This window comes from Acidimicrobiia bacterium, assembly GCA_041394025.1.
In the GTDB taxonomy this organism is placed as follows: domain Bacteria; phylum Actinomycetota; class Acidimicrobiia; order IMCC26256; family JAOSJL01; genus JAOSJL01.
Map to the genome: position 1 here is coordinate 81606 of JAWKJA010000003.1, position 20514 is coordinate 102119.

Genomic DNA, 20514 nt, shown 5'->3' on the forward strand with positions numbered 1-20514 from the left:
CGCCTGTGCTGCACGTGAGGGGCCTGTCGAAGTCCTTCGGACAGGCCGATGGCGATCCCGTGCCGGTGCTCGCCGACGTGGACCTGACGGTTCAGCCCGGCGAGAAGGCCAGCCTCATCGGGCTCTCGGGGAGCGGGAAGTCGACCCTGCTGTCGCTCGTGGCCGGGCTGCTGAACCCCGACCACGGCTCGGTCTCCGTCGACGGTGTGACGCTCGGCGACCTGAGCGAGCCGGCTCGGGCCCGGCTGCGGGCCGAGCGCATCGGCATCGCCCTCCAGGCCGACAACCTCATCCCGTTCCTTTCGGCGCGCGAGAACGTGGAGCTCGCCCTCGCCTTCGGGAGTCGACGGTCCCGACACGACGCCAAGGCGCGCGCGCTCGAGCTGCTGGGTGCGTTCGGAGTGGAGCACCGAGCGGACCACCGCCCACGCCGTCTCTCGGGGGGCGAGGCGCAGCGTGTCGCGCTGGCCGTTGCGGTCGCCAACGATCCGGACCTCGTACTCGCCGACGAGGTCGTCGCCCAGCTCGACGGGCAGACCGCCGGTCACGTCATCGACACGGTGCTCGAGGCCGACTACGCGTTGCTCTACGTCACCCACGACCGTGGACTCGCCGACCGGGTGGACGCCCGCTACGAGCTCGCCGACCACCGTGTGCGGCGCCGATGAGCTCCGCCAACCGGATCGAGACGAGCGCGCTCACCGTCGAGCACGCAACACCGGGCGGGCTTGTACGGGCACTGGAACACGCCGGTCTCACCATCGAGGGGGGCGAGGGTGTGGCCATCATGGGACCGAGCGGATGCGGGAAGTCGACGCTGCTGGGTCTGCTCGCGGGACTCGCGCTCCCGACGTCGGGACACGTCGCGATCGGTCCGACCGCGATCTCGGCTCTCTCCGAGCGAGAACGGGCCGCGTTTCGACGCCGGTGGATCGGCATGGTCTACCAGGCCGACAACCTCCTCCCTCACCTCACCGTCGAGGAGAACGTGGGTCTCCAACTCGCGATCGGACGGCCCGTTGCCCCCGCCTTCGGGGGCGAACCGCGGACTGTGCTCGACCGGCTCGGACTCCAGGGTCTCTGGACGCGCCTGCCCGACCAGCTCTCGGGAGGACAGCGTCAGCGGGTGGCGATCGCCCGCGCCGTGATCTGTGGGCCCGCCGTGATCCTTGCCGACGAGCCGACCGGGGCGCTCGACGCCGACAACGCCCGTCGAGTGATCGAACTTCTCGTCGAGGTCCACACCGAGATCGGGGCGACGCTGGTCGTCGTCACCCACGATCCGACCATCGCCGGTCGTGTGGCACGGACCGAGCACCTCGCTCGACCCCGACGACACGAGGAGCCGGCCGGTGCTGGCGCGATACGTCCTCGCTGACCTGTGGCGGAACCCTCGACGCACGCTGTCGACGATGGTCGGCGTCAGCCTCGGGGTCGGGCTGTTCTGTGGCGTGCTGTTCTTCGTGGACGGGCTCTCGGCGTCGATGACCCAGCGCGCCGTCGAGCCACTCGCGATCGACATGCAGCGCGTCGTCACCGAGCGAGCCGCCGGCACGCTCGAGCTCACCCAGACCGTCGACCCGCCGGACACCCTGGCGGCAGGCGACGAGGCCGAGATCAGCATCGACGTCCGGAATCCCGGTGATGTCGCTGCTCACGAGGTGACGATCCGATCACTCCCGTCCACCGGGCTCCGGTTCGTCCCTGACTCCGCCCGCCTCGACGACGGCCCCATCGAGGGCTTCGACGACAACCCACTCTCTTCGGGTCCGGGACAGAACGGCTTCAACATCGGAACGCTGGAGCCCGGCGCCTCCCACCGGCTGACGTACCGCGTGAGAGCCGAGACGACGACGGCGGTCGACGACAGCATGGCGGCCACGACGTACTCGAGTCGCGAGTCGCTCAACCCCACCCCGGCGAACCAGCCGCCGCCTCAACAGGTCGACGAGCTGGCTCGCCAGATCGCAGAACTCCCCGGGGTCGCCAACGCCAGTGCCCTGTCGATCGCCGATCTCGGACCGGCCTCTCTTCGGGCCTCGTCAGTGACGGCGGAAGGCCCGGCCAAGATCTTCGGCTTCGATGACGAGTACGCCCGGGATGATTCCACGATCTCCATCACCGAAGGGGCTCTCGCCGGCGACGGTGCTGTTCTCAGCGCAGAGGCTGCAACCGCGCTCGGCATCTCGATCGGCGACATCACAACGGTCGTGTTGCCCGACGACACGACGCTCGACCTGCCGGTGACGGGTGTCGCCGACCTGTCCCGATCACGCTCGTTGTTTTCCAGTCGGCGCGGCGGCGATCTCGAAACCTTCATCTACACGCCCAACGCGGTGATCGTCTCCCCGGCAACGTTCGCCGACTCCGTCTTCCCGGCCTACGAACGTGCCATCACGGCGGGGGCGGGACGGCTGAAGAATCCACCGATCCGGGAGGTCGACATCGCCGTTGACCGTGATGCCCTCGCGGCAGCTCCCGCGACGGCGCTGGTGGAGACCGAGCACATCGCCTCCGACGTGATGAGCGTGGCCGAAGGCCAGGACTACCTGCTCGACAACATCTCGAACACCCTGGGCGTCGCAGTAGGCGACGCGGCGGCTGCGAAGCGGCTCTTCGTGTTCCTCGGCGTTCCCGGTGCCGTGCTCGCGGCGATGCTCGCCGCGTACGCGGGCAACGTGCTCGCCGAAGCGCAGCGCCGGGAGCACGCCACGCTGCGCATCCGGGGCGCCGGCCGCCGCCACCTCCTCCGCATGCTCGCTCTGCACACCGCGCTCATCACCGGCGTCGGCGCTCTCGTCGGGTTGGTGGCCGGATTCGCCGCCGCGGGTGCCATCCTGGGACGGACCTCGCTCGAGCGCGCCAGCACGGCGAGCCTCGCGACGTCCGCCGTCGTCGGCACACTGGGCGGTTTCGTCGTCACGGGTTTCGCCCTGTATGCGACAGGCCGGCGCTCCATCGACCGCGAGATCAACGAGGACCGCCGTCGCCTCGACGAGCGAGCCCCGTTGTGGCGACGGGCTCGACTCGACCTCGTCGCGACCGGTGTTCTCGTCGTCGGAACCGTGTTGGCGCTTCGATCGGGTGCGTTCGACGGCACACCCGGATCCGTGTACTTCGGACGCTCCGTCGAGCTCGACCTCCCACTGCTCGTTCTGCCCCTCGCGGCATGGCTCGCGGGGAGCCTGCTCGCGGCCCGTGTCCTGTCCGCACTCCTGTCGCGCGCGCGACCGACCTCGACACCGCACATCGGCCCGCCGGGTCCCGAGCTGTTCCGTCGCAGCGTGGGACGCCGACCCTGGGCCATCAGCAACGGAGCGATCGTGGCATCGCTCATCGTGGCTCTGGCCACCTGCCTCGCGGCGTTCACGGCGTCGTACGACGCTGCCAAGGTCGACGACGCCCGCTACGCCAACGGCGCGGACATCCGCGTGACGCCCAGTCCGACCGCCGAACAGGTCTACGGCGTCCAGGACGCCGGAACCTTCGCCGCCGATGGCGTCGACACGCCCACCCCGGTGATCTACGGGCTGAGCAACGTGATTCTTCGCAGCGATCGCACGTCGGATCCCGCCAACCTGGCCGCGCTGGATCCCGCGGCCTTCGTGACGACGGCCCCCGTCGACCACGAGGCGACGACGTTGCTCGAGGAGATCGACGCTGATCCGACGGCGGTGCTCGTGAGCCTCGAGATGGCCGACCACCTCCAGGTTCAGGAGGGCGACACGATCCATGTGCTCCTGGCGCGGGCCACGCCCGACCAGGTCGAGATCGACGCGCAGGTCACCGGGCTCTTCGAGCGGCTGCCGGGCTTTCCCGAGGGCGCTGATGCGGTCATGTCCATCGAGACCCACACGGAGCAGGTACCGGACAAGGCCCCGGACTTCTTCCTCGCTTCCGTCGGCGGGAGCGACAGCCAGTCACTGAACTCGGCCGTCGACGCGCTGCGTCAGGGTTCGGCTGCCGCCGACGGCTTCCAGATCGACACGCGCGAGACGCTGCTCGACCGGGACCAGTCGAGCCTCGCCGCACTGAACATCGCGGGCCTCGTCGATCTCGACTCGGGCTTCGCACTCGCCATGGCGACGGTCGCCATCGCCATCTTCGTGTTCGGTCTCCTCCTCCAGAGGCGAAGGGAGTACGTGACACTGCGCGCCCAGGGCCTCGAGTCCCGTACCGTCCGTTCGCTGATCACGGCGGAGGCGGCGACGGTCGCCGTCGGCGGCGCCGCCGCAGGCCTGCTCATCGGTGCGGCGATGGGCTACTACTTCGTCGCCGTCCTGCGTCCGCTGTTCGTCCTCGCTCCCGACTACACGCTTCCCGCCGCCACCATCGCCCGGCCCGTTGTCCTGCTTCTGTTCGCCACTGTGCTGGCCTCCCTCGTCGGCTCACGGCTCGTCAACGCGCTCGAGCCAACCGAGCTGCTCCGGGACGAGTGACGCTCGCAGGAATCCCACGAACACTGATCTGCCGCCACGACCTCTCGGGCGACCCCACCGTTGGTGCCGAGCGCCGCGTTGTTGGTGCGACGCCCGAGGACTGATGGAGCCTCCTGGGCTGGCTACGCACCGTCGACGAGCGGGATCACTCCGGCGCCGCGGGTCGCGTTGTCGGCTCCTGGGCTCCGCGACGTCCACCGGCCGGTAGATTCGTGCCAGGAAACGGCGATCGAAATCGGCGAGTCCGGTTTTCGACCACGTTTTCTACATGCCCCGCCCTCGTGGGGCCGGTAGAAGACCCTCCGGGCAACGGTCGTAGAGCGGGCTCGGAACGGATTTCGCGGATTCTCAGAACGTGCCGTCTCAGGACCAAGCGGGAACTCTTGGCCGCGGGTGTCGTTCACCGGTGGGCAGTCGCCGAGCCGCGGAGGTGGGATCACCGCCCGTCAACTGGCGAGGATCTGACTGACCCGCTGGTGTGACACACCGATCAACGATCCGACATCGCGGGTCGGTAGACCAGCCTCTCGGAGCTTGAGTGCCACCGTGCGTCGAATCTCAGCTTCGGTAGCTCTGGCGTCTCTTGCTGCGGCGACACTGTCCTCGAGCGCCGAAAGGAGCTCACCGACGTCCGCTGGTGGTTCGACGTGAACATCGAGACTGTCGATATCGCTCTCGTCGACGTCGGTCATGAGCGCGATGACTTCACGAGCCATGTCTTCAACCTGGTCGAGGCGGCGTGCCTGCGAGAAGGCTCCCGGCAGATCGGGGATCTCGATCGTCCACCAGTTACCTGACCGGACAACGTCGACCCGGTAGTTCGACGCCGCGCTCTTGTTCCTAGCCATGCGCTGTCACCTCCTCGGCGAACTTGATGATGCTTCGGGCCGTCCGTTCGTTGATCTCGGTGTGGCGAGGGACTGCGACGCGTTGGCCCGAGATTGCCCAGATCTCATGATTGGAACCCTCCCGAACGAACTGCAACTCCTCACCTGCCTCCTTGGCGATGGACCGCAGCCGCTTGATCAGTGCTTTGCGCTTCACCAGTGTAAGGCTAGCTATCTTGCCAACTCAAGGCAAGGGCGCCTAGCCTTTGTTCAGCAGAAGAACACCCGCGAAGCAGAGCAGTACGACAAGTTGCCGAGTGGGCGAGCGCCCTTACTTCAGCATTTGCCGTCGACGGCGCCGAAGGTGGCGATCGTGACGGAGCGCCCGATCAGGGATGCGACCTCCTCTGCGAGTTCTTCGTTGCCCACGAGAGCCAGCATTCTGGCGTCGTCGTGTCCGAAGAAGGCCTCCACGATTGGTAGCCGACTCGTGAGTGCGTCCGCCTGGGCGCGGAGCTCTTCGTTGAACGCCACCTGCACAGCCGAGTTGTCCTGAATGGACAATGACTTGTACCTCTCGCCGCTGATGCGGTCCGTTGCGTCAGCCGCGGGGTTCGCGCGGTACTCGCACTCCGTCGATGTCGCCAGTTCGTCCGGCCGATTCGGCGGAGCCTCAGCAACGATCGCCCAGTCATGGATCTCCCACGGGTAGATGGACAGTCGCGAGCGTTCCCCGGGCAGCAGGTCACCCTCGATCACACCCGGTGTCCCCCGGCCGTCGTCGACGTCCACATCCTCGGGCCACGTGTCGAGGTCGAGCGACCATGTACCGAGACAGACCTCGGGGAACCCAGCCTCTGGCCCGCCAGGAAAGCAGTACGCCGGATCGCCGTCGTTGTAGAACACGGTCCCCGCGAACTGCGCGGAAACGTCGTTCAAGCCGACCTCGTCACCCAAGGACAACAGTTCCCTGGTCAAGGCTGGGAAGCCGAGTGCGGCACTGATCTCGCGAGAGAGTTCGAGTTCCTCCCGCCTCTGGGCGATGTAGTCGGGCGTCAGAACCGCCTTCGACCGCTCGGTAAGATCCGCGGGAATCAGGCTCACTGCGGGCACGGAGGTGTCCGCCTGTCCACTGCCGTCGGACCCGTGCTCGGACACCGCCGACTCGGAGGCACACGCGACTACGAGAACCAGCAGCGCGACCAGCAGGCCTCTTGCCGCCTTCGCGCACAAGAATCGTCGCTCACGCACAGCCGGGAGGCCCTTCCGTAGCGGGTTCATAGGTGGCGATGACCTCGCCGTCACCGATCGAGTACTCGATGAGATCGTCGCTCACCAGCGTCACGAATCCGTAGATCGTCTGGTTGGCGACGGGCCAGCCCTCGGGGATCGTGTCTCCCGCCCCCGTCTCGGCGCTCGGCCCGTCGTCGTTGCGTTGCCAGGCTTCGCCCCCGACGCCGAGCCAGTCCATCCCACAGTGGATGTACATCGGGAGTGCGTAGCGTCGACCCAACTCGGGAACGTCACCCTCTTCGAGAAGATCGATATCGGAGACCGGAACGGCGGGCTCTTCCTCCGTTGGCAGTGGCACGTCCCCCGGCCATGTCCAGACCCCGAGTCCGTCGACAACACGCCGAACTGCAAACACATCGCCGTCGTCGGTGGCCACGATGTTGTGGACTTCACCGTCGTTGCCGTCACCGATACCCGACGTGTCGATTCGGTTCCAACGGTCGGCGTCGTCGCTCGCGTAGAGCGCGACGATCATGTCCTGGCGACAGAAGTCGATGTCCGCGTAGCAAGCCTGAGAGCTGGACCACGGCTGGATTCGCGAAGCGTTCAGTGTGAAGAACCGGTTGCCTCCGCTGACCACTGGAGGACCGTACCCAAGGCCTCCACTACTGGGTGGGGGCTCGGCCGAGTCGGTCCAACTGTTCCCGCCGTCGGTCGATCGCAGGAGAACCTCGACGGTTTCCACGTCACCCGTCTCGCCGGTCGGAGCGCTACCACTGAGCGCCAGAACGTCACCCTGGCGGCCGATACCGTCCAACGCCCACGTGCGCGGCACTCCCTCGCGCTCAACGAGCTCCCATGACGCGCCGACGTCCGTGGATGACCACATCGCTCCGCTCTGGTCGACGACACCTACCGCCAGAAGTTCCATTCCGGTGTCTGCGACGCCTGTCACCGTGCCCTCGGTCCCGTCACCGGTCGGCAGTCGCAAGGTCTGCCATTCGAGACCGTCCTCGCTTGTCCACGCCACAGGACGGAAGCCGCCATCGGACGGATCGTCGGCGGTTCGCAGCGTCCCCACCGCCACGACACCACCGTCATGTGCCTCCAGACCCATCACGTCGGCTGGACCTTCCAGACCCTCGGCTTCAACCTCGGACCACGTCCGACCGTCGTCCGAATAGAACGCGCTCAGCTCGTGGCGAACGTCGTCATCGTCGGGTCGTCCGCCGCTGCCGAGAGCAAGCCAACCGTCACCCATTGGCGCGATGCCGCCGAGGTCCAGATACCGGATCCCGGTCTCGGTCTGCTCGCCCTTCTGGAACTCGCCCCGATCGTCGGTCGAGAAGCCGGTGATCGCCCCATCACCCGTGACCATGGCCACGACGACCTGATCGCCGTCGGTGGCGATAGGCGACACGATGTCCTCGCCGTAGTCGCCCTCGAGGAACTGATACGCCCACTCCCCAGCTCCAGGACCGGAAGGAGACACCTCCGTGCCCGAATCTCCGGTCGAGCCGCACGCCGCGAGTGCGAGGACGGCTGCGACGCCAGCCGCAGCACCCCGGACGCGGATACCTCTCGTCACACCCGTTGGACGGTGCGAGCCGGTCATCAGTTCCCAGGACCCGAACATCACTGTCGCCGGCCTACCCCATGGAGTTCACGGCATCGAACAGCTCTTCCTCCGTCAGCTCTGCTGAGTTGATCCTGATCCAGACACCATCGCCCGTCACCCACTCGAGGGCACCTGCGAGGAACGTGGGACCCCCGGGGTTCCCCAGAGTCGACAGCCTCACTTCCCCACACGCTTCGCTCCCGTCGTCGAGGATCACGGGTTCGTCACAGCGAACTTCGTATCCGTTCAGGCGCATCTGCGTCACCTGCAGATAGGGAGAGACGACCCCAGGCACAGGATCGAGGATCCCGTTGGGTGCCCACGCTTGGTTGTAGTCCGCGCTTGCGGCCTCCCCCGCCCCGGTGCGATTCGCGGGGTACTGCCGGATCTCACCATGGGCGAGACTCCAACCGGTTGGAAGTGTGCGCGGAACGCGGATGTCGAAACCGAGTTCCTGTTCGGCTTGAGCAGCGTCGCTCGGGCAGACCAAACGCTCTGACTGCGTGTGTTCCTGTTCCGTTGAGCATTCGAGCGAGCCGACAACCGTGGAACGATCGGCTTCGGGAGCTGCGAAATCGTCGCTCGCCATCATGTCGAGCGCCATCATCGGATCCGTTCCGACGAACACGGTGCCGTCGACCACAACCATGGGCGGGTTGTAGCCCTGCACGGGTAGGGCAGGAAGCTGCCTCCAGATCTCCGAGTCAGGGTCGAAGCTCACGACGGGCGTCGGAACATCCAGATCGGATCCCGTACCGATGGCTCCGGTGAAGACCACCACTTCGGTTCCGGTCCAGACGGCGCTGCTACTCCCGAATGTGCCGTCGAAGGGCTCTTGCGGCGGGATCGGTGCGGGGAACGCCGGGAAGACAGCTCCCGTTCCGCCGTCGATTCCTGGCTCGTACGGAATCCTGGCCGCCACGAACTCGCCTTCGGGGGACTCGGTCCGTCCGCCGAGCTCGATGAGATCCGAGCCCGTCCAAACGAGGTTTCCACGCTTCGTCGGCATCCCTCCTTCGAAACTCCACTGATCTGTGGAGGGGTCGTAGCTGATGATCCGATCGACGACCTCGCCGACCACCCTGTCCAGCGACTCGTCCCGAATCAACACGAACAGGCGGTCGCCTGCCCACACGACGTCGGGCTCTCGTCCAATCGTCATCGGCGGCTTCGCGATCGGCCGCCACTCGCCCGCGGCCGGGTTGAAGGCGACGGCTTCTTCGTTCGGGATCGTGCCGCCACCACGTGTTCCGCCGACGACGATCATCTCCTTGCCGGTCCAGGCAGCGCCGGCGAACTCGACATCTGACAGTGGCGATGTCGAGATCGTCTCCCACTCATCGCTCTCGGGGAAGTAGGCGGCAGCTCCCGGTTCACCATCCTCGACCTGGCCGCAGCAGACGATCATGCGATCCCCCGCCCATACGGTCGCGTGCTCCGACCGGGGGCTGAGCGGCGATGGCGCCATCTCCCGCCACTCGCCGGAATCCGGGTTGAACACGGCGCCGTCGTTTCGCTTGTCGGCCTCGCTCGTCGCCTCTCCACCCCACACGAGGAGCTCGTCGTCCGATGCGACGACCGACGCGAACGTCCGAGGCCAGAACGGACCCGTCGGCACCTCGGTCCACGCCTCGGTTCCCGCCGACCATGCCACAGGTTCGTCGGGCTGCACGGTGGTCTGGTCGTGCGTCCCCAACACACGTGCACTCACCACGAACCCCACGGCCGCCACAGCAATCAGAGCCGCTGCCACGGCACCGACGCGCCGATGGAAACGCTTGCGGCGGAGCATGACGCCACGCCGGTAGACCGTGGCCGGGTCACCAAGTGGAACGACGACCTCGCGAGCCTGTGCGAAGTGCTCGCGAGCGGCGCTCTCCATTGTCTCTTGGTTGCTCATGTCATTCCTTCAGCTCGGTTGGGAGTGCGGCGCGCAACGCTGCGAGGCCGCGATGAACGGTCGACTTGATCGTTCCGAGCGGAACGCCGAGTTGCTTGGCGATATCGGGGTTGGAGAAGTCGGCGAAGTAGCGGAGAAGCAGAACCTGTCGACTCGTCTCGTCGAGATCGTCGAGTCCCCTCCACACGACCTCTCGGACTTCTACAGCCCGTGCCAGGTCGTCGGCGCCCACATCTTCGTGTGCGCCCGTACGCTCCAGGGCTGACGGTGAGCAAGATTCGACGCGACGGTGGCGGGGAACCTGACGCTTGGCTTCGTTGAACGCGCACCGCCACAGGTAGCTGCGCAGATCGTCGATGCCGCCGCGCCGATCGCGGGCTAGGACCTTCGAGAAGACCTCGTCGACGATGTCGCTCGCCATCTCGAGGTCCGACGACAGGAGAAACACGGCGCGCACCATGTCGGCCCGCTCCGAACGCCAGAGCTCCTCGAACTCCTCGTCGTTCACTGACCTAAAGAGTCCCCCACGGCCACGAAGGTTGCAGATTCCTTCCGGTCCCTGTGGTGCAGGTAGACGAACGACGTCAGGGCGAAGGATCGATGACCAGGAGATCGACCGGCGGGTAGGCAATCGTCGAGCCTGCGGCGGTCGTGCAGGTCGCAGTCGCTGTGTATCTCCCAGCGTGTGGGAACTGCGTTCCCCGCCAGAAGTACGCCCAGAGACCGTCTTGATCTCCACCGATCTCGTCCTGGGTCCTGTAGCCCTCAGGCCCGGTCACGACGATCGTGCCCGCGCCGTCGACGCATGGAAGTGACGAAGGCGATACCAGCGACAACGGAGCCTGCTCGCGCATCTCGATCGGGTTGGGATCGAAGTTGTATGGCGGCTTTCCGGGCCCGAGATCCAGTACGAACTTCCCCAGCACCGTGTCGCCATCCATGGCGATGACTCGGTCGACGATCTCGTCGAGGCCGATGGAATGGACGAAGTACTTCACGCCAAGCACGTCGTCGGTCGGTTCCACCGTTGCCGTGTCGCCACTGGATGACACGACGCGTACCGCCGTCGCTCGAGCGTCGACGGGACCCCAGACGAGGGCGGCCGGGTCGCTCACTGTCAGATGGGCAGCGACAGCGTTCGTGTCCGGCACGCCGAATCCGCAGCGTGCCGGGTATTGGTCCCTACGCTGTGGCGGATTCTCGAAGGTGACGTCGGCGCAGTGGTGGGCAATCCATTCGTCGCCGTCGTGGATAGGTGTTCGGCCGGCGCGTAGCTCCCAGCCGATTCCGGAGGCTGTCCCGGTAGCGACGGTGTCCTGTTCGGACAAGTCTGTGGGCCTCACGCCGGCCGGGAAGTCTTCGGGGGGCCTCGTTGGCCTCGGACGTCCGACATGGACCAGCGAGGCGGCCTTCTCGTTGGAATGGTCCCGTTCGTCGCGAACGCCGACCAGAAGGCCGTCTTCGCAGGCGTATACGCCGCCGAAGTTCGGATCCGGACCGAGAACGGCCCCCTCACACGAAGGCCCGACCGTGATGAGTAGCGGGCGTTCGGCGTCGAGTGGCTTCGTGCGCACCACCAATTCCCCCGACTCGCCGTTGAAGAACCCGATCCAGCCGGTGTCGACCGACCAATCGACCGCCTGGCCGTAGGCGATTCGCTCGTCGTCGTCGGGCGCTTCGAGAACGAGTGTCCAGCCACCCTTTTCGACAGTCGTGGTGTCAACGTCGACACCAGGGGCCTCCCAGTCAACCACTGTGGTTCCGCCAGGGCCTTCGAGGGTCTCTCGGGGTGTGGGAGTGCACGAACTGCAGGCAGCGTCGACAGCTGTCTCGCTCGACAGGCGGGTGAAAGACCGATCGACGGGGAACCCGGGATCGCCGCGCAGCGCGGGGATCACCGTGATCCCCTCGTCGTCGGAGACGGACGGATCCAAGAGCAGGAACACCTGTGTCCCGTCGGTGAGGCGAAGGGAGTAGACGCCATCATCGTTCGGCTGCAATTGGAGGCCGGCCGTCGCGTCACCACCACCTTCGGAGACTTCTGGTTCTTGGGTCGCGGGCTCGACGGGCGGGTCATCGCCGCGACCGAGACGCGTGGCGAGGAGCACGCCCGCCCCCACGACCGCAACGACGGCAGCGGCGACGCCTGCTCGCCGACGGCGACGTCGGCGTTTGTGCCGCTCGGTGATGTCCTCGCGGAGGCTCGCGTAGTCGAGTGTGATGTCGCGATCGCCGGCGGCGTTCACGAGCAGCGAGCGCAGGTCACTCATCGATCCACGTCTCCTCGAGGACACTCGACTGCGCCCGCAGCTTCTCGAGAGCCTGGTGGGTGTGTGCCTTGACGGTTCCGCCGGCCAGACCCAGTGCCGATGCCGTGTCCTCCACGGAGTAGTCGAGATAGAAGCGCAGAATCAGAACCGAACGTTGTCGAGATGAAAGCACCTGGAGTGCTCGACGAATCTCGATGGCCTGCTCGCGGTCCTCTGGCTCGACGCTGTCGGCGGAATCGACTCGACGAAGTGCGCGTCGCTCGGCCGCGCGCGACCGGAACCGAGAGCGAGCTCGATTGAAACCGACCCGGTAGACCCAGGCGTCCGGCCGGTCGAAACCACTCACCTCATCCCAGCGTTCGAGCGCGCGTACGAGGGCATCGTGCGCCACCTCCTCAGCCACGAAGGGATCTCCGGTGAACAACGTCAGAGAGCGCACGAGCGGCTCCCGGATCGACGACACGAAGGCTTCGGGGTCCTGCTCCCCCGGGGTCACACCCATAGAGACGCCTCAGCCTCCTCACTCGGTCTAGTGTCCCTGTGAGTCAGTTCGAGCACCGCTACCCGACCGACCGCGGATCGTCGATCGCCTGCCAGCGATGCGCGCCGCTGCTGCTACTCGTCGACGCAGGTCACGCACGCAGACACCGCCATTGTCCGAGCTCACCGGGGAATCAGGGTGTGACGAAGGAGACTCCGATCCGTCCGACCAGGATCAGGACACGGCTTCGTCCAGGTGCTCACTCGACGTCTCGGCGAGTGCCGCCGTCAGATCCGGGGGTCCCATCGACGAGAGGACCTGGATGATCGTGACCGCCGGACCGACTCGCACGACAACGAGATCCAGGCTTGTCGACAGGTCAACACCGGAGTCGAACCCGAAACCGAGGAAATCACCGAAACTCGCCACGGCCTCGAACGCGACCGTCTCATCGCCGAACGACTCGATCGAGAGCTGGCCAGCCGTTGCTTCGACCTCTTCGGGAGAGGGGAACAGCTCCTCTGGATCGACCTCCGGGATCTCACCCATCTCACCCTCGGGGAACAGGCTCTCGAAGTCCTCCCCGAGGAAGTCTTCGGGAACGGCGAATTGGTTGCCCACGAACTCTTCGAGGAGGCCCGTGAGGCATTCGGCCGTTTCGTCACTGTCGAAGGAATCCACGAAATCGGCTGCTGGCTCGTCCGATGCGAAGACCGCGACCTGGTTGGCTGCCGCCGAATCGAGCCTGGTGTACAGCGTCGAAGCCGCCTCGGCTGATGTCTCGGGAGCGTCGTCTCCACTCAGGCCCGTACAGGAAGACACATCCGGCATCGGCGTGAAGGCGCCCGGAAACTCGCTGGTTTCTATCTGTTCCTGGCGCCACCCGCCCGGGAAGTCGTCAATCGTCAAGACCCCCGCCTCCGCGATTTCGGAGTCCGACAGGTTGCTACCACCCCCACCGGTGCACGCTGCTCCCACAACGACCAGAGCAACCACGGCCGTCGTCTGAAACCGCGAGCCCAACTTCCTGCCGTTCTTCACTCGGGTGACCCCCCAGGCATCTCGGTGGTGCCGCCACCTTGCGTGACCGTGACGTTGCTTGTCCGTTCGTCGAACGTCGGGGCGTCGGCTCCGAGCGGAACGAAGCCGAAGCCTGAGTAGTGGTAGCCAACAGGCGTCTCCAAGTCGTCCCCCACGACAGGAATCGGCGGCTCGGGCTGGAGACCCGTCACGACATGGTCCGGTGGCGGGCTCGCGCTCGGTCCGAGGATGTCCATCTTGTCGATGTACCCCGCGATGTCGCCGGTCCGATCAAGCGCTGGGATGAAATCGGGGACCTGACTCAGGTCGACGTCGTCATCTGTCCACGCCGACTCGGGAATCGGCCCCTTGGTCGGTGGCTCGAGACCGGAGTCGCCGCCGCGTGCTCCACGCGCGTTCGAGCTGACGAGCAACGCCACCCCAACGAGAACAAGGACGCACCCGCCGACGGCGATCGACCAGGCCCACGCCCGACGCGTGAACGTTGAGTTCACGACGCCTCAGAAACGGATCGTGTTCTGAGAGCTCGCGACAGGATTACCGCAGATGCTCGGTGAACCCCAACTCCAACGGCGACGTTCACCGCCGCGAGGCTGGCCGCACCGACCAAGGCCAACGGGGTCCAGCCCCCGGGGGAATCGACCGTCAGGACAAGAACCACCGCCCAAACCGCCCCGCCAACCGCAGTGGCCCACAATCTCCCGATAGCCAGTCCCAGAACGGTCATCACCGGGATCATGAGGCTCTCCCGAATCGACACTGAACTATCGAGAATCTCTTGCTCAGTCTAAGAGAAGCGCCCGGCACCCGCCGTCGAACTCGCGCTCGGGTCTGTTCCTTGTCAGGGCGTGAGTCTCGGAACGACCATCGGCCGGTAGATTCTCCCCAGGATTGTGTGTCGATCAACGTGGCGAGAGGAATTCGACCACGTTTTCTGCAACCCCCGCCCTCGTGGGGCCGGTAGAGAACCGTCGCTGCAAGGGTTGTAGGGCGGGCTCGGAACGGATTCCGCCGATCTCGGAACGCGTGGATTTCCCCGTCGAGTCGCCCGCGCCAGTGAGTCGAACGAGTCCACACGAGCGCGGGTGACGGCGACCCGGTCAACCGCCTGCAGGCAGAAGCCTCTGGCCGTGATATCGCGCTATGGCCTCGAACGTGGGCGAGGCCGAGAGCTCAACAGACGGGTGCGACCCAGGGGTAGGGGTTCACGGCGCCGCCGCCGCCGGGGTGCACCTCAAAGTGCAGGTGGTTAAAGCCGGGAGTCCCATTGCCGGTGGCGCCGTTGTAGCCGATCACGTCACCTGCCTGCACGGCACCACCCTTGGCGGTGCCCGACATGTGCATGTACAGGTAGATGTTGCCGTCGCTACCGCTCAGAGTCGCACCCAGTCCTCCGCCACCCATGTCACCGAACGAGACAGTTCCGGAGACGACGGCGACGAGCGAGCCACCGTAAGGACCGCCCATGTCGACGCCTTGATGCGAACGGCCGCCCGAGCGGGGATCACCCCACGAATCAGAGAACCCTCCGTGGCCGGGGAACGGGCAGAGGATGTTGCCCGGACCGCCGGGCGAACCGCCGAGGTTGCCGCCTGGGGTCGGCGGACCGGGTGCCGTGGGGGCCGGGGCAGTAGCGGGCGCCGGGGCCGCTTGCGAATCGGAGGCGACCGCCTCTGCGTCTCGGCTGGCACGAGCGGCGGCTTCCGCAGCACGGGCGGCCTCGGCAGCAGCAGCGCGCTCGGCTTCGATTCGCGCTTGCTCGCGCGCCTCCGCGAGCACCGCCTCGGCGGCGGCGGCCTCCTTCTCGAGATCAGCGATCTCAGACTGCATCTCCTCGAGCGCCACGGCTTGGTCCTCGCGCTTCGTCTCGAGCTCGGCTCGGCGTCGCTTGAGATCCTCTTCGAGCGCTCCCAGCTGCTCGATCTTGTCGTCGTCGTCGCCCTTGAGCTGCTCGAGTAGTCGCGTCTTGCGCGCGACGTCAAGAACACTGTCGCTTTCGAGGACCTCGGCGATGTCGACGTTGCCGCCGGTGTAGGCCTCGACTGCTCGATCACGGGCTACAGCGCGCACCTCCTCGGTGTACGCGTCGGCGGCCTCGACTTCGCTCTCCATGTCTGCGACTTCGTTCTCGAGCTCGTAGTAGGTCGCCTGTGCGTCGGCAACGCGTTCGGCTCCTGCATTCAGCTCGGCGCGGGCCGCCTCGGCGGCGGCGCTGGCCTCGTCGACCGAAATTTGGTCGCGCGGCGCGGCGCCGACTGGCAAAGCGATGGCAAGCGCGAGAGCTACAACGAGAAGAATCGTCGTGAGACGAGAAGGGAACACGTGAGCTCCGTAGAGGGGGGCTGGCGAGTTGCGGGAACCGTAACAAGAGCTCTTGTGCTTTGCAACTACATGACGTCATATTTCGCTTGCAACTACGTTGCGTCGTATTTCGATAGAGGTCGACTGTCGATCACCAACACATACAGAGCCTTCCCCGATGGAGGAGATCACTGATGATGGGATCTAGGACCAGGTCACGCATCGTGGGAATCGTGGCGGTCACCGCGGCGGGTCTCCTCGTCCTTGGGGCGTGCGGGAGCGGCGACGGCGACTCCGCATCCACGACGACCGCCGGCGAGCACATGGAAGAAGAGGGCGAGGGTCACACGGAGGGGGACGGAGGCCACGCGGAGAACAGCGCGGTGGCTCCTGGCGCGCGAACCATCGAGGTTTCCGCGACGTCGTTCGAATACGGGACGCCGACGATCGAGGCCACCGTGGGCGAAGACATCGAGATCGTACTGACCTCCGATGACGTGGAACACGATTTCATCATCGATGAGTTCGAGGCCCACGTCTCTGCGGAACCCGGCGAGACGGCGTCGGGTGGCTTCACGGCGTCAGAAGCCGGCGAGTACACCTTCTACTGCAGCGTGCCGGGACACCGCGATGAGGGCATGGAGGGAACCCTCGTCGTCACCGAAGCGTCATGAGGGCCGCGCCCCCGAGAAGCTCAGTTTCTCGACTCATTGGCTGGATGGACGACGCGCGCCGAAGACAGCACCCATGAGCTCGTCGGCGACGTCGTCGATTCGTCCTTCCGCGTAGGCGTCGGCGACGCAGGTTCTCAGGTGCCCGTCGACAATGGCCTGCGCGGCTCGGTCGAGAGCGGCCTGAACGGCTCCGAGTTGATGCAGCACGTCGATGCAGTAGCGGTCATCTTCGAGCATCCGGATCACGCCGTCGAGATGCCCGCGAGCGCTCCGCAGGCGTTGAAGAGATTCGGGGTTGCTCATCGCAACGCCTCCAAGCGTTCGTGGTACTCGTCGGTGGTCAGTTCACCACGTGCGTAGCGCTCGGCGAGGATTTCGCGCGGTCGCTCGCCCCTCTCGCGCGGGCCTCGGTCCTGCCCTCGCATGACGAGCCAGACCGCGATACCGATGACGGCGACCCAGAAGATCATCATCAGGGATCCCCACAGCCACATCCATCCTCCACCCCAGCCGTCCATGTGTCCCCACCCGCCGGCGAGCATCTCTGCCAGCCCCAGCGTCGGTTGCAGCGTCGTCAATTGCATGATCCTCAGCTCCCTACGAGGTTCTCGATGAACTTGTCGGGCTCGGCGACGAATGCGTCGCGACACCCCTCCGAACAGAAGTAGCGGTCGCTACCGTCGTCGTGCGCGTGGATCGCGGTTGTGGGGTCGACGGTCATCCCGCACACGGGATCGGTGGCCATCGGTGTTGGCTCGTCCTCGTCTTCTGCAGCTGTCTCGACACGGGGCTCCACGGGGGCTGCCTCGACCTCGGGAAGCGGCGCCGCGTGCCATCGTCGGAGACGGTTGGCGTTCGTCACCACCGACAGGGAACTCGCTGCCATCGCCGCCGCGGCGATGATCGGGCTCAGGCGGATCCCGAAGAACGGGTACAGCACGCCGGCGGCGATCGGGATCCCGACAGCGTTGTACACGAACGCCAGGAACAGGTTCTGGCGGATGTTGCGCATCGTGGCCCGGCTGAGCGTGATGGCTGTGACCACGCCCGTGACGGCCCCGGAGATGAGCGTGACATCGGAGGATTCGATCGCGACGTCCGTTCCCGTGCCGATGGCAAAACCGACGTTGGCCTGCGCGAGTGCGGGAGCGTCGTTGATGCCGTCGCCGACCATGCCGACGACCTTGCCTTCCTCCTGAAGTCGGCTGACCTCGCGTGCCTTGTGCTCCGGAAGGACCTCGGCCAACACCCGGCCGACGCCTGCCTGACGGGCGATCGCTCCGGCGGTTCGCCGGTTGTCTCCGGTCATCATCACGACCTCGACCTCGAGACGCGTGAGCGCCGCGACGGCCGACACCGAGTCGTCCTTGAGCGTGTCGGCCACCGCGATCACTCCCGCCGGTTGACCATCGACAGCCGCGAGCATCGGGGTCTTGCCTGCTTCGGAGAGGCGGTCGGCGACCGCTTCCAGGTCGGCCCGCCCGACACCGGCGTCCTCGAGGAGGCGGTGGCTCCCGACGAGGACCTCGTGGCCGTCCACAGTTGCCCGGATGCCCTTGCCGGTCACGGAGTCGAATCCAACGGGCTCGGCCAATTCCAGCGAGGCGTTCTGTGCGCCGCGCACGATCGCTTCGCCGAGCGGGTGCTCCGATGCGCGTTCCGCCGAGGCGACCAGGCGGAGCAGATCGTTCGGATCGACGCCGTCGACCGTCTCGATGTCGGTGAGCGCGGGCTCGCCTCGTGTGAGAGTGCCGGTCTTGTCGAGCACGACGGTGTCGAGCTCGTGGGCCGTCTCGAGCGCTTCGGCGGAGCGGATCAGGATGCCGTGCTGGGCGCCCTTGCCCGTGCCGACCATGATCGAAAGGGGCGTCGCGAGACCGAGCGCGCATGGGCAGGCGATGATCAGCACCGCGACCGAGCTGACCAGAGCGAAGGTCATCGCAGGCTCTGGCCCAACGACGAACCAGACGGCGAAGGTGCCGAGCGCGATGAACATCACGGCCGGAACGAAGTAGCTCGAGATCAGATCGGCAAGACGCTGGATCGGCGCTCTCGACGCCTGCGCCTCCTCGACGAGGCGCACGATCTGGGAAAGCATCGTGTCGGACCCGACCTTGGTGGCCCGCATGTGGAAGGCGCCCGTCTGGTTGACGGTCGCCCCGATGACGGTGTCGCCGGCCTCCTTCGTGACCGGAATCGACTCGCCCGTGACCATCGACTCGTCGAGCGTCGAACGTCCCTGGAGGATCTCCCCGTCGACCGGAATCTTCTCTCCCGGGCGCACGACGACTTCGTCGCCAACGACGACGTCCTCGATGGGCACCTCGCGCTCGCCGTCGTCTCGCACCACTCGCGCCGTGCGGGCCTGGAGACCGATGAGCTCGCGGATGGCCTCGCCGGTCCCCGCCTTGGCCCGCACCTCGAGGAGGCGACCAAGCAGGATCAGCGTGATGATGACCCCGACAGCTTCGTAGTAGACGTCGCGCACCTCCGAGGGCAGAAGGCTCGGCGCAAGCGTGACGAGCAGGCTGTAGCCGAATGCCGCTGTCGTGCCGACCGTGATGAGCGTGTTCATGTCGGCTGTGCGATGGCGCAGCGTGAGCCAGCCGATGTGATGGATGGGCCAACCTGCATAGAACATCACCGGGGCGATGAGCGCGAGCTGGAACCAGTGGTTCAGCAGCAGCGACGGCACCCAGGTGACGTCGAAGAGCTCGTGGGCCATCACCCCGACCGCCACCGGAGCACTCAGAACCGCACCAACGATCACCCGGCGGCTCAGGTCGGCGATCTCCGCCTGACGGGCGGCGGCCTCGGCATCCTCCTCTTCGCCTTCGCGCCCCGCACTGTCGTGCGTCGCGCCTCGCCCGCCTCCGTCCACCGTGCGCACCCGATAGCCGATCTCGGCGACGGCATCAGTGATCTCGTCAACGGTGAGTCGTTCCGAGTCGTAGACGACCGCGAGTCGCTCCTGGCCGACACTCGCCTCCACCCGATCGACACCGGCCACGTCCTCGAGCCAAGCTTCGATGTTCGTCACACAGGTCGGGCATCCGGTGCCTACGGACTCGAGTGCCAGCTCCACCCGGGCCTCACCATCCAGGTCGACGCCAGGGCCGACTTCGATCGTGCGTGCCTCCTCGTGCTCATGAACGTGCGCCTCGGCGTCGCGGGGCTCGACGCCCGCTTCGGCGGAGGAGGCGGTTTCAGTAGTCCCGGAGCCGTTGCCCGCCTCGACGACGAGCGTGCCGTGGACCATGTTCATTCCGCAGGCGAAGCCGAACTCTCCTTCCTTCTCCGGAGTGAACTCGACGGTGGCGGTCCCAAACGCGGGGAGTGCCTTGCTCACGCCGAAATCCGGGAACAGGACCCGCGACGTGCAGTCACCGGACTCCTGTCGATCGAAAATGAGCCGCAGCGGCACCCCCTCCCGCACGATGACCCGATCCGGCGAGTACCCGCCCTTCACCGTTACGACGACTTCTTGGGCGCCGCCCTGCAAGGTCGCCTTACCGGCTCGCTTGGAGCCGAAGAAGAACCAGGCCAGGAACAGGATCGCAGCAACCGACCCGGCGATCACGCCCGCATCGACGACATCCATGACCGTGCTCCCCTCGATCTGTGTCTCGAACGACCTCCTGAGGATACACCCCGGGGGAGGGGGTGTCTAGCGCTCATCGATGTCGCTATTCAGCCTGCGACATAAGGGCAATATCCCGCATTACGATTT

General features: G+C 66.4%; 18 protein-coding genes. 4 read left to right on the top strand and 14 right to left on the bottom strand.

Annotated features, from left to right (window positions below; genetic code table 11):
- Positions 1–5 precede the first annotated feature (5 nt).
- The 3 genes from R3A49_07835 to R3A49_07845 are packed head-to-tail and all read left to right on the top strand — an operon-like array spanning position 6 to position 4439.
- The gene (locus R3A49_07835; protein MEZ5170640.1) at positions 6–668 is read left to right on the top strand and encodes an ATP-binding cassette domain-containing protein; all 663 of its coding nucleotides are present in this window, start codon (positions 6–8) and stop codon (positions 666–668) included.
- The gene (locus R3A49_07840) at positions 665–1378 is read left to right on the top strand and encodes an ATP-binding cassette domain-containing protein (protein MEZ5170641.1); all 714 of its coding nucleotides are present in this window, start codon (positions 665–667) and stop codon (positions 1376–1378) included. The genes R3A49_07835 and R3A49_07840 overlap by 4 nt, the downstream gene beginning before the upstream one ends.
- Positions 1353–4439 (top strand): FtsX-like permease family protein, encoded by a 3087-nt coding sequence (locus tag R3A49_07845; protein ID MEZ5170642.1) that lies wholly within the window; start codon positions 1353–1355, stop codon positions 4437–4439. The genes R3A49_07840 and R3A49_07845 overlap by 26 nt, the downstream gene beginning before the upstream one ends.
- Positions 4440–4885: 446 nt before the next feature.
- On the opposite strand, the gene R3A49_07850 is transcribed toward R3A49_07845, so the two are convergent.
- From R3A49_07850 to R3A49_07900, 11 genes are all read right to left on the bottom strand, one after another.
- The gene (locus tag R3A49_07850; protein MEZ5170643.1) at positions 4886–5287 is read right to left on the bottom strand and encodes a type II toxin-antitoxin system HicB family antitoxin; all 402 of its coding nucleotides are present in this window, start codon (positions 5285–5287) and stop codon (positions 4886–4888) included.
- The gene (locus R3A49_07855) at positions 5280–5483 is read right to left on the bottom strand and encodes a hypothetical protein (GenBank protein MEZ5170644.1); all 204 of its coding nucleotides are present in this window, start codon (positions 5481–5483) and stop codon (positions 5280–5282) included. The genes R3A49_07850 and R3A49_07855 overlap by 8 nt, the downstream gene beginning before the upstream one ends.
- A gap of 119 nt (positions 5484–5602) precedes the next feature.
- Positions 5603–6370, bottom strand: coding sequence for a hypothetical protein (locus R3A49_07860; GenBank protein MEZ5170645.1), 768 nt, complete (start codon positions 6368–6370; stop codon positions 5603–5605).
- Positions 6371–6509: 139 nt separating this feature from the next.
- Positions 6510–7991, bottom strand: coding sequence for a hypothetical protein (locus tag R3A49_07865; protein ID MEZ5170646.1), 1482 nt, complete (start codon positions 7989–7991; stop codon positions 6510–6512).
- A 157-nt stretch (positions 7992–8148) separates the two neighbouring features.
- On the bottom strand, positions 8149–10017 hold the full coding sequence (locus R3A49_07870) for a hypothetical protein (protein MEZ5170647.1): 1869 nt from the start codon (positions 10015–10017) through the stop codon (positions 8149–8151).
- A 1-nt stretch (position 10018) separates the two neighbouring features.
- Entirely contained in the window at positions 10019–10525 is a 507-nt protein-coding gene (locus R3A49_07875; protein ID MEZ5170648.1) for a sigma-70 family RNA polymerase sigma factor, read from the bottom strand.
- A gap of 76 nt (positions 10526–10601) precedes the next feature.
- Positions 10602–12125, bottom strand: a complete 1524-nt coding sequence (locus R3A49_07880) for a hypothetical protein (GenBank protein MEZ5170649.1) — start codon at positions 12123–12125, stop codon at positions 10602–10604.
- Between the two features lie 154 nt (positions 12126–12279).
- The gene (locus tag R3A49_07885; protein ID MEZ5170650.1) at positions 12280–12789 is read right to left on the bottom strand and encodes a sigma-70 family RNA polymerase sigma factor; all 510 of its coding nucleotides are present in this window, start codon (positions 12787–12789) and stop codon (positions 12280–12282) included.
- Between the two features lie 213 nt (positions 12790–13002).
- The gene (locus R3A49_07890; GenBank protein MEZ5170651.1) at positions 13003–13677 is read right to left on the bottom strand and encodes a hypothetical protein; all 675 of its coding nucleotides are present in this window, start codon (positions 13675–13677) and stop codon (positions 13003–13005) included.
- Positions 13678–13805: 128 nt separating this feature from the next.
- Entirely contained in the window at positions 13806–14303 is a 498-nt protein-coding gene (locus tag R3A49_07895; GenBank protein ID MEZ5170652.1) for a hypothetical protein, read from the bottom strand.
- Between the two features lie 679 nt (positions 14304–14982).
- Complete coding sequence (locus R3A49_07900) at positions 14983–16131, bottom strand: peptidoglycan DD-metalloendopeptidase family protein (GenBank protein ID MEZ5170653.1); 1149 nt, start codon at positions 16129–16131, stop codon at positions 14983–14985.
- Positions 16132–16343: 212 nt separating this feature from the next.
- On the opposite strand from R3A49_07900, the gene R3A49_07905 reads away from it, so the two are divergent.
- Positions 16344–16784 carry a cupredoxin domain-containing protein gene (locus R3A49_07905; GenBank protein ID MEZ5170654.1) on the top strand — a complete coding sequence of 147 codons (441 nt, stop codon included), beginning with the start codon at positions 16344–16346 and terminating at the stop codon, positions 16782–16784.
- A gap of 33 nt (positions 16785–16817) precedes the next feature.
- On the opposite strand, the gene R3A49_07910 is transcribed toward R3A49_07905, so the two are convergent.
- The 3 genes from R3A49_07910 to R3A49_07920 are packed head-to-tail and all read right to left on the bottom strand — an operon-like array spanning position 16818 to position 20385.
- Complete coding sequence (locus R3A49_07910; protein MEZ5170655.1) at positions 16818–17087, bottom strand: metal-sensitive transcriptional regulator; 270 nt, start codon at positions 17085–17087, stop codon at positions 16818–16820.
- Complete coding sequence (locus tag R3A49_07915) at positions 17084–17368, bottom strand: SHOCT domain-containing protein (protein ID MEZ5170656.1); 285 nt, start codon at positions 17366–17368, stop codon at positions 17084–17086. The genes R3A49_07910 and R3A49_07915 overlap by 4 nt, the downstream gene beginning before the upstream one ends.
- A 5-nt stretch (positions 17369–17373) precedes the next feature.
- A complete protein-coding gene (locus R3A49_07920; GenBank protein MEZ5170657.1) occupies positions 17374–20385 on the bottom strand; it encodes a heavy metal translocating P-type ATPase in 3012 nt (1003 codons plus the stop codon).
- Between the last annotated feature and the right edge of the window lie 129 nt (positions 20386–20514).